Raw genomic sequence first — 9,671 nt, forward strand, 5'->3', positions numbered from 1 at the left:
GCATCGGCGTTGGCGTCGAGTTCACCCCGCTGCCCCCGCCGCCGCACGCCGCAAGCGAGACCGCGAGCGGAATCGCGGTCCCCAGCATCAAAACCGTCTTTGCGCCATGCCACCGCATCATATTGCCCCGGCCTCCGACTCGGCACAGGTTAATACAGGCCATCTTGCCTTGAAATTAATATAGCCGCTCGGTCCCGACTCTTCGAATAGAGCCTGATTCACGCTTTCGGCGGAAGCGCAAAGCGCTTCCCCCTCAAGCGATCAGGCTCAGACCTTGATCGTTTCAGGCTGAATCAGCCTGAAACGTGAATCAAGGTCTCAATAGTTTGAATAGAGCCTGATTCACGCTTTCGACGGAAGCGCAAAGCGCTTCCCCCTCAAGCGATCAGGCTCTAGACGCCTGTCCCGATCATGATCACCGCGCTCAGCCATATCCGCAACTGGATCTTCGACCTCGACAACACGCTCTATCCGCCGCGTGCCGAGCTGTTCTCGCTGATCGACGTGCGGATGAGCGAATATATCGCCGAGCTGCTCAAGGTCGATCTCGTCGAGGCGCGTCGCGTCCAGAAGGGCTATTTTCGCGCGCACGGCACGACGCTCGCGGGGTTGATGGCCGATCACAGCGTCGATCCGCATCATTTCCTCGATTTCGTCCACGACATCGCGCTCGACCGGCTGGTTCATGACCCGCACATCGCTAACGCGCTCGCCGCGCTGCCCGGGCGAAGGATCGTCTTCACCAACGGCGACGCGCCCTATGCGATGCGCGTGCTCGACCGGCTGGGCTTGGGCGACATGTTCGAGACGGTCTATGACATCCACCAGCTCGACTACCGCCCCAAGCCGATGGCTCAGGGCTATGCGAAGATGTGTGCCGCGCTCGACCTCGATCCGGCCGAATCGCTGTTCGTCGAGGACATGGCGCGCAACCTCGTCCCCGCCAAGGCGCTGGGAATGACCACCGTCTGGATCAACAACGGCTCCGAACTCGGCAATGAGGGTGTTCAGGCGGACATGATCGACTATGAGGTCGCCGACCTCGGCGAATGGCTGAAACACATAACCGAAAGCGAGTGACGATGAGCGACAATCTCCAGGCGGTGATCGAACAGGCGTGGGATGCGCGCGAGACGCTGGGGCTCGACACCAGGGGCGAGGTTCGCGACGCTGTCGGCCATGCGCTCGCAGCACTCGATTCGGGCCGCGCGCGTGTCGCCGAGAAGACGGGCAACGGCGAATGGGTCGTCAACCAGTGGCTCAAAAAAGCGGTGCTGCTCTCCTTCCGCCTCAACGACAACGCGCTGATCTCGCATGGCCCGGGCGCCGCGCACTGGTGGGACAAGGTGCCGTCCAAATTCTCGGGCTGGGACGAGGCACGCTTCCGCGCCGCCGGCTTCCGCGCGGTGCCGGGCTCGATCGTCCGCGCGGGCGCACATGTCGCGCGGGGCGCGGTGCTGATGCCGAGCTTCGTCAACATCGGCGCCTTTGTCGATGAAGGCACGATGGTCGACACCTGGACCACGGTCGGCAGCTGCGCGCAGATCGGCAAGAATGTCCATCTGTCGGGCGGCGTCGGCATCGGCGGCGTGCTCGAGCCGCTCCAGGCCAATCCCGTCATCATCGAGAACAATTGCTTCATCGGCGCGCGCTCCGAAGTCGCCGAAGGCGTGATCGTCGAGGAAGGCGCGGTGCTCTCGATGGGCGTCTATCTCGGCGCCTCGACCAAGGTGATCGACCGTGCGACGGGCGAGGTGTTCATGGGGCGCGTGCCCAGCTACGCCGTGGTCGTCCCTGGCGCGCTGCCGGGCAAGCCGCTGGCGGACGGCACGCCGGGGCCGTCGCTCTATTGCGCGGTGATCGTCAAGCGCGTCGACGCGCAGACGCGCGCCAAGACCGGCATCAACGAACTGCTGCGCGACTAGATTCATTCTGTTTGAAACCGAATCGTCATTCCCGCGAAAGCGGGAATCCAGGAACACAGAATCGTCCGGAAAAGATGGTGTCCATGGATTCCCGCTTTCGCGGGAATGACGCTGACGGATGGATCAATCAAAATCAGACCGAATCTAAGCCGCCGCTGACAGGGGCGACGCCGCGCGCGCATCGCGCAGCACGCGTCCCCACCAGCCCAGCCTTTCAAGCATCTTCGCCAGCGTGCGCTGCGCGCGCTCGGGCTCGAACAGCGCGCCCCTGGCGCCGAACTGCTCCCAGACATTGGCGAAGCTCAGCTGTTCGCGCATCGTCACCATGTCAAGCTCGGCGAAGACCAGCCGCAACTGTTCGACCGCGCGCAGGCCGCCTGATACCCCGCCATAGGAGATGAAGCCCACCGGCTTTTCGCCCCATTCCTCGTCGGCCGAGTCGATCAGTGCCTTCAATGCGCCGGGATAACCGTGATTATATTCGGGGGTGACCACGATGAACGCGTCCGCCTCGGCGATCGCTGCGCACAGCGTGGCGACGTCGCGGACGTCGGCGAGATCGATTGCCGCGGGGTCTATGATGGACAGGGCGATGTCACGCCGCGCGCGGATTTCGGCGATCGCCCAGCGCGCAACGGTGTCGCACAGCCGGCCGGGGCGGACGCTGCCATAGATGATCGCGATGTTCAGCTTGGGATTCATGAAATGGCTCCTGCGAATCGGAGCCCGCTCGATAGAAGTTCAAGCGCAGTTGAGATCAAGCGCGATTTTGCCCGCGGCGCAAAAACAAGATGGCCTGGCAGGTTTCCTGCCAGGCCACCAAGGCGGGCCCCCGCTGCAAGAGAAGTGGCCCTTGGGTCGCAGCAACGGATTAGCCATGGTTAACGGGTGCCTGCTGTGCGCTGGCGCACAGGGCGCGAAAAAATAGTGTCACGCTATCAGGGTAATGGTCCTTGGCGGAAGGTGCCGGGGTGCATTGCTCGGCGATCCGGCCTATCATTGCGTAGGCGGAGTCGCGCGGGTTCACCTCAGCGATGCCGTGGAATCAGAGACCGATCATGACCCAGCAGGACGATCTTTCCTACTATGTGCGGCGTGAGCGTGACGAGCGCAGGCTCGCCGACAAGGCCGCCGAGAATTGCGTACGCAAGGTCCACACACGGCTTGCCGACGAATATGCGCGGCGTGTGCGGAGCGCGATTGGCGGTGCGCGCGAGCCAGACCCCGAACCGGTCGCGCCGAATCGTCAGCGCACACACGCCTGACGCGAGGCCGTAACGGGCCGGCACGGTGGCGCGCGCCAATCTTGATCAGTGGCGGTAGCGGCTGATCGAGAGATCGCTGGTGTCGATCGCGGCTGCGCGGTCGCTCATCAGATCGGCGATGACGTGCCCCGAGCCACAGGCCATCGTCCAGCCCAGCGTGCCGTGCCCCGTGTTGAGGAACAGATTGGCGATCGGCGTCGCGCCGATCACGGGGGTGCCGTCGGGGGTCATCGGGCGGAGCCCCGACCAGTAGCTCGCGGCGCCAAGATCGCCGGCGCCGGGGAAGAGGTCGCCGACCGAAAAGGCAAGCGTATCGCGGCGACGCGGGGGCAGCGCATTGTTGTATCCCGAAATCTCGGCCATGCCGCCGACGCGGATGCGATCGCCCAGCCGGGTGATCGCGATCTTGTAGCTTTCGTCCATCAGCGTCGATTCGGGCGCGCGCGCCGCATCGATGATCGGCACGGTGATCGAATAGCCCTTCACCGGATAGACGGGCAGGCGGATGCCGAGCGGCCGCAGCATCGCCGCCGAATGGCTGCCCATTGCGAGCAGATAGCGGTCGGCGACGATCTCGCCGCGGTCGGTGCGGACGCCGCGGACGTGTCCGTCGGCGACGTCGAGCGCGCGGATCGTCTCGCCGAAGCGGAAGCTGACGCCCTCGCGCGCGGCGATCTCTGCCAGCGCGTTGGTGAACTTGAAGCAGTCGCCGGTCTCGTCATTGGGCAGGCGCAGCCCGCCGACGAACTTCCCGGCGACCGCGGCCAGCGCTGGTTCGGCGGCGATGCAGCCTGCGGGGTCCAGAACCTCGTGCGGCACGCCGCTCGCGCGGAGCACCGCGACGTCCTTTGCCGAATCGGCGAGCTGCTTTTCGGTCCGGAACAGCTGCAGCGTCCCCTGCATCCGCTCGTCATAGGCGATGCCCGTGTCGGCGCGCAGGTCGATCAGCCGGTCGCGACTGAACTCGGCGAGGCGGACCATGCGTCCCTTGTTCACCGCATAACGCGCCGAAGTACAGTTGCGCAGCATGGCGAACAGCCAGCCCAGCATTTCGCGGTCGATCGCGGGGCGCAGGATCAGCGGCGGGTGATCCATCAGCAGCCACTTGATCGCCTTTTGCGGGATTCCCGGTCCCGCCCAGGGCGAGGCATAGCCCGGCGAGACCTCACCCGCATTGGCAAAGCTCGTCTCAAGGGCGGGCCCCGGCTGGCGATCGATCACGGTGACCTCGTGACCGGCCCTGGCGAGATACCAGGCCGATGTCACGCCGATCACGCCGCCGCCCAGAACCGCAATACGCATCGTTACACCCCTTATGCCGCCGCAAAGCCGCCGAGGTAGCGTCGCGCATACCGGCGGCCGAGGCTCGTCAGAATCTCGTAGGAAATCGTGCCCGCATCGGCAGCAACCGCGTCGAGCGTCTGGTCGGGGCCGATCAGGTCGACCCAGGCGCCCTCGGCGATGGCACCCTCAGCTATCGCGGTCACATCGATCGTCATGCTGTCCATCGATACCCTGCCGACGATCGGCAACCGCACGCCGTCGCGCCATGCCGCGCCCCTGCCTGACAGGCTGCGCGGCCAGCCATCGGCATAACCGACGCCCAGCGTGGCGAGCCGGTGCGGCCGATCGGCGACGAAGGTCAGGCCATAGCCGACGCCCGTGCCCGCCTCGATCGTACGCAGCTGGATGACGCGTGCCTCGAGCCTGACGACCGGGCGGATCGGCGGATCGGCCGCATCGCTCGGGCTCCCGCCATAGAGCGCGATGCCGGGGCGCACGAGGTCGCCGTGAAAGGCGTGCGACAGAAAGGTGCCGCCCGAATTGGCAAGCGCGCGGGGCACGCCCGGAAAGCGCGCGGCTATCGCGTCGAACGCGTGCAGCTGTGCGGTATTGGCGGGGGCGGCGCTTTCGTCGGCGCAGGCGAGGTGGCTCATCACCAGCCGAAGCGCCACCCATTCGCGAAAGCCTGCATCGCCGGCGAGTGCTTCGGCCTCGGCGGGCGCAACGCCCAGCCGCGACATGCCGCTGTCGAACTGGAGCGCGGCGGGGAGCGGGCGGCCAGACTGTTGCGCGAGCGCCTGCCAGCGCGCGGCCTGCGCGGGGGTGTTGAGCACCGGAATGATGGCTCGCGCGGCGCAGAGCGGCTCGGTGCCCGCGGCGAGGCCGTTGAGCACATAGAGCTCGGCATCTTCGGGGAGCAGCGGCCTGGCCTCGAGCGCCTCGGCGAGATGCGCGACGAAATAGCTGCGGCAGCCGGCGTGTATGAGCGTGCGCAGCACGGGGGCGATGCCGAGTCCATAGGCGTCGGCCTTGACCACCGCGGCGCAGCGCGCGGGCGCGACCTGCGCCGCGAGCCGCCCGTGGTTGGCCGCAAGCGCGTCGAGGTCGATCGTCAGCCGGCCGCTCGCGCTTTCGCTCACATCGCCTGTGGTCATGATTCTCCTCTCGCACCGGCGCGCACAATGGTCACGGATCGTTCGAATGTCCGCGCTATTGGTCGAATGATCGGCGAATATTGCCGCCATTTTGCTATAGGCGATCAAATCTGTGGAGGAATATTGTGCATCTCGATTCGATCGACCGGACCATCATCCGGCTGCTGCGCCAGAATGCGCGGATCCCCAACAGCAGGCTTGCGGCCGAGGTCGGCCTGTCGCCCTCGGCGTGCCTGCGCCGCGTCGGGCTGCTCGAAAAGGCCGGCGTGATCAGGGGCTATACCGCGATCCTCGGCGGGTCCGAGGACGAAGGCGTGATCGCGATCGTGCGCATCACGCTCGAAAGACAGACTGAAGAATATCTCAACCGCTTCGAAACCGCCGTCCGCCGCCATCCAGAGATCGAGGAATGTTTCCTGATGACGGGCGATGTCGACTATGTGCTGCGCGCACGGGCGGCGAGCGTTGCCGCCTATGAACGGCTTCACAAGGAGATATTGTCGCGGCTGCCCGGCGTTGTGCGGATCAATTCGAGTATCGCGATGCGCAGCGTCATGGCCGCGCGCCTCGGTTGACGGGGCGCGTGGGCAAGTTTGGGCTTGAACCGCCGTCGCGGAGCCCCGATGTTGACCGCATGGCTTTCGTTCCTGCGCCTTATTGCGTGCTGTCGCGCCGGGAGAACCCGCTCGCGCTGGGTGCGCCCCAGGTCTGAGGGCGCGCTTGCGCCCCGGCCTGGGGTGTATCTTTCACCATAAGGACAATTGGCGGCGCGACGGGAGGAGCCTTTGCGCGCCGCCCATGCACAGGACCCACACCATGCGTCATGTATCCAGCGGCGACGCGCCGCTTCCCGCGATCATCATCAGCGAGGCCGATCAGGACCGGCTTTACGATCTGGCTTATGCCATCCGGCGCAGCGCGCCCGAAGTCGCCGATGTCCTGCTCCAGGAAGTCGGCCGCGCCGAGGTGCGCGACGCCGCCGAGATTTCGGGCTCGGTCATCGCGATGGGCTCGACCGTCCGCTACCGCGACGAGGAGGGGCAGGAGCGTACCGTCACGCTCGTCTATCCGGGCGAGGCCGATATCGCGGCGGGCAGGATCTCGGTGGCGACGCCCGTCGGCGCGGCTCTGATCGGGCTGGCCGTCGGCCAGTCCTTTCGCTGGACGGGGCGCGACGGGCACGATCATGTGCTGACGGTGCTCGGACTCGGTGCCACGGTTCTGCAAGAGTGAAGGGGGGGCCCCCCGGCGGCTGGCCGGGCCCCCCTTTCGCGTCACCAGAAGAAATCGTGGATGACGTCGACGACATAACCATCGCGCATGTCGACGAGCAGCACGTCGTCGTAATAACGGATCCATCGATAGGGCCCATAGGCGGGAGGCAGGCGATACTGCCAGGGATCATCGATCCAGTAGCGCGAGCCCCAGAGCAGCGAATTCAGGGTGATGCCGATCGAATAGCGCCGATAGCCATAGTTCCAGCCATAGGGGACGTAATAGCGGCCTGGGCGATAGATATGCCGGTTGTATTCGCGGTAGCGCCGCCAGTCATAGCGCCGATCGTTGCGCCACTTGCGATTGTCCCAGCGCTGCCAGTCGCGGTCGCGATCGTTCCAGCGATTGCCGTCGCGGTCCCAGCGGCGGTCGTTGTTGCTCCAGCGCCGGTCGTTCCGGTCCCAGCGCCCGTCATTGTCGTTCCAGCGACGATCGCCGTTGCGGTTGTCGAGTCGGTCGTTCCGGTCCCAGCGTCCGTCATTGTCGTTCCAGCGGCGATTACCGTTGCGGTTGTCGAGCCGGTCGTCGCGGTCGCGGCGGTCGTCGCTGTCGTTCCAGCGGCCGTTGCGATCGCGATCGGCCTGGGTCCAGCGCCCGCCATTGCGATTGTTCCAGTCGCGCCGCGGTGGCGTGATCTGCACTGGCCGAGTCTGGACGGGGGTGGCCTGCACGGGGGCCGGTTGCGCATCGGGTCTGCGCGCGCGCCAGTTGCGGCCATTGTCGTAGCGCTGCTGGCCAGGGCCCCGCCGCGCTTCACCGCCGCTGCGATCCTGCGGCGCACCGTTCCAACCGCCGCGGTTCTGCGCACGCTGCGGCGAGGGGGTGGCGGGCGCCTCGCGGACGGTGCGCCGCTGTTCGCGCCATTGCTGGCGCGCTTCGGCGCGCGCGGCGGAGGCTGGCGCGCCCGCTTCATGCGCGCGGCCGCGCATCCCGCCTTCGCCCCGCTGGGCGAGCACGGGCGTCGCGGCGGTCGCCGCGAGCAGCGCGAGGATCAGATATTTCTTCATCTGCACATCACTCCAGGAGGCGGCGCAGTACGTCGCCATTGCCCGAGAAATGCGCCCGAAGCCCTGAGCCGTTGCTGAACCGAATCGACAGCCGCCAGACAGGTTTGCGGCGCACGGCAGCAGCATCAGCGCGGTTCCGGCTTGGGCGGCGGGCTGAGCGCGGGCACCTCCGCCGCGGCGTCGGTGGGCGAGATCCCCGGGGGCGGCGCCGCCGCGATATTCTCGCCACCTGCCGCGATGCGCGCGGCATGGCGGACGGCGCGGCGGATGCGCGGATAGGTGCCGCAGCGGCAGATATTGGTTATCGCCGCATCGATATCGGCGTCGGTCGGATTGGGGTTCTTTTCGAGCAGCACTGCCGCCGCCATGATCATGCCCGACTGACAGAAGCCGCACTGCGGGACATTCTCCGCGGCCCATGCCTGCTGGACCGCATGGCTGCGATCGCGCGAAAGTCCCTCGATCGTGGTGACGAAGCTGCCCTCGATCTCTGCGATCGTCACGCGGCAGCTCCGCCGCGCCTCGCCATCGATATCGACGGTGCACGCGCCGCAATCGCCGCGCCCGCAACCATATTTGGCGCCCGTCAGGTTGGAGGCGTCGCGAAGCGCCCAGAGCAGCGGGGTTTCGGGGTCCATCCGGTAATGAACGGGCTGATTGTTGACGGTGAAGCGAGTCATTGGCGCCACAGATAAAGGAAATATTGGCGGGAGGGGAGCCGCGATTACGCGCGCCCGCTGGCCCCCTGCGCTGTCCGGCCGGGTCGGCGGGCACGGCAAATCAGATGCTTGGCTCGGGATCGCCCAGTAAATCGTGAGACATCGAAAACTGCCGTGCGGCTTCACTGGTTAACGTATGTAAAACAAATTATTATCTCAATATTTATGCCGTTGACGGCGGCGTAAGGCAAATATAGCTATTTCGCTGTCATAGTATCTTGCGTAATTCTTAAGCGGGATATCGTCCTGCAATCACAAGAAAATTCGTCTTTTCGCGATCTATGTCGATTCGGATCTGGTGTTAACGGATCCGTGACAAGGTCGTTGTAAAAACTTGTATCGGTCACACGCGGCGTGAGCCGCGAATAGTTTAGGGGTCGCAAGTGAGCGTTGGGTCGCATTTGAGGTCTGCCAAGGGCATGGCCATTGTCGCCATGTGTGTCATGGCGTTGGTTTTTCTGGCGGTCAGGGCGGTCGGCGCCCAGTCGATCGCGGTCGGCGAGGCGGTCACCCTGACCGGCAAGTTTCGCGTGATGCAGAGCGATCTCGTCACGGGCGTCGGGCTCCAGAACTCGGGCGCGGCGGGCACGGTCATCGGCGGCCCGGTCAAGAAGGGCACACAAATCTGGTGGCAGGTCGATTTCGGCTCGGGCGCTGACGGCTGGGTGAACCAGTCTATGCTCAAGCTGGTGGGGGGCGGCACGACGCCGCCCCCGACGGCCACCGTCACGCTGAGCGCCTCGCCATCGTCGATTGCGGCGGGCGGGTCATCGACCTTGAGCTGGGGCGCATCGACGGGGGCTACCAACTGCACCGCGAGCGGCGACGGCCAGTTTTCGGGCGCAAAGGCGGCGAGCGGGTCGGTCGTGGTCAAGCCGGGCGCGAGCACGACCTACCGCGTCGAGTGCAGCTTCTCGGGCGCCAAGCAGGCAGCCACCGCGACGGTGAGCGTCAGCTCGAGTTCGGGCGGCGGCGGTGCGGCGGGTGCGTTCAGCAATCCCGATGACGGCGCGATCCCCGATCGGGCGCAGCATCCGGTCGC

At 66.0% G+C, this 9,671-nt stretch carries 11 protein-coding genes; 6 read left to right on the forward strand and 5 right to left on the reverse strand.

The features are described from left to right. The first annotated feature begins 411 nt into the window (after positions 1-411). On the forward strand, positions 412-1,080 hold the full coding sequence (locus tag AC3WJD_RS20840) for a pyrimidine 5'-nucleotidase (RefSeq protein ID WP_492748677.1): 669 nt from the start codon (positions 412-414) through the stop codon (positions 1,078-1,080). 2 nt (positions 1,081-1,082) lie between these two features. Continuing rightward, a complete protein-coding gene (gene dapD / locus AC3WJD_RS20845; protein ID WP_492748678.1) occupies positions 1,083-1,925 on the forward strand; it encodes a 2,3,4,5-tetrahydropyridine-2,6-dicarboxylate N-succinyltransferase in 843 nt (280 codons plus the stop codon). A gap of 144 nt (positions 1,926-2,069) precedes the next feature. Here the strand turns inward: dapD and AC3WJD_RS20850 are convergent, their stop codons facing one another. Further along, on the reverse strand, positions 2,070-2,627 hold the full coding sequence (locus tag AC3WJD_RS20850; protein ID WP_492748679.1) for an NADPH-dependent FMN reductase: 558 nt from the start codon (positions 2,625-2,627) through the stop codon (positions 2,070-2,072). A 356-nt stretch (positions 2,628-2,983) separates the two neighbouring features. On the opposite strand from AC3WJD_RS20850, the gene AC3WJD_RS20855 reads away from it, so the two are divergent. After that, the gene (locus AC3WJD_RS20855; protein WP_492748680.1) at positions 2,984-3,190 is read left to right on the forward strand and encodes a hypothetical protein; all 207 of its coding nucleotides are present in this window, start codon (positions 2,984-2,986) and stop codon (positions 3,188-3,190) included. A gap of 45 nt (positions 3,191-3,235) precedes the next feature. Here AC3WJD_RS20855 and AC3WJD_RS20860 read toward each other — a convergent pair whose 3' ends face one another. Both AC3WJD_RS20860 and alr read right to left on the reverse strand, forming a co-directional pair. After that, complete coding sequence (locus tag AC3WJD_RS20860) at positions 3,236-4,492, reverse strand: D-amino acid dehydrogenase (protein WP_492748681.1); 1,257 nt, start codon at positions 4,490-4,492, stop codon at positions 3,236-3,238. 11 nt (positions 4,493-4,503) lie between these two features. Further along, positions 4,504-5,628 (reverse strand): alanine racemase, encoded by a 1,125-nt coding sequence (gene alr / locus AC3WJD_RS20865; protein ID WP_492748682.1) that lies wholly within the window; start codon positions 5,626-5,628, stop codon positions 4,504-4,506. 125 nt (positions 5,629-5,753) lie between these two features. On the opposite strand from alr, the gene AC3WJD_RS20870 reads away from it, so the two are divergent. Together AC3WJD_RS20870 and rnk are read left to right on the forward strand one after the other, a co-directional pair. Then, positions 5,754-6,203 (forward strand): Lrp/AsnC family transcriptional regulator, encoded by a 450-nt coding sequence (locus tag AC3WJD_RS20870; protein ID WP_492748683.1) that lies wholly within the window; start codon positions 5,754-5,756, stop codon positions 6,201-6,203. A gap of 241 nt (positions 6,204-6,444) precedes the next feature. Then, positions 6,445-6,861 carry a nucleoside diphosphate kinase regulator gene (gene rnk / locus AC3WJD_RS20875; RefSeq protein WP_492748684.1) on the forward strand — a complete coding sequence of 139 codons (417 nt, stop codon included), beginning with the start codon at positions 6,445-6,447 and terminating at the stop codon, positions 6,859-6,861. Positions 6,862-6,902: 41 nt separating this feature from the next. Here rnk and AC3WJD_RS20880 read toward each other — a convergent pair whose 3' ends face one another. Together AC3WJD_RS20880 and AC3WJD_RS20885 are read right to left on the reverse strand one after the other, a co-directional pair. After that, positions 6,903-7,910, reverse strand: a complete 1,008-nt coding sequence (locus AC3WJD_RS20880) for an RcnB family protein (RefSeq protein ID WP_492748685.1) — start codon at positions 7,908-7,910, stop codon at positions 6,903-6,905. A 125-nt stretch (positions 7,911-8,035) separates the two neighbouring features. Then, a complete protein-coding gene (locus AC3WJD_RS20885) occupies positions 8,036-8,590 on the reverse strand; it encodes a (2Fe-2S)-binding protein (protein WP_492748686.1) in 555 nt (184 codons plus the stop codon). Positions 8,591-9,072: 482 nt separating this feature from the next. Here AC3WJD_RS20885 and AC3WJD_RS20890 point away from each other — a divergent pair. After that, the coding region (locus AC3WJD_RS20890; protein WP_492748687.1) for a hypothetical protein at positions 9,073-9,671 on the forward strand (599 nt) is incomplete at its 3' end.

This window comes from Sphingobium sp. FW306-1B-F04DB (assembly GCF_058781925.1).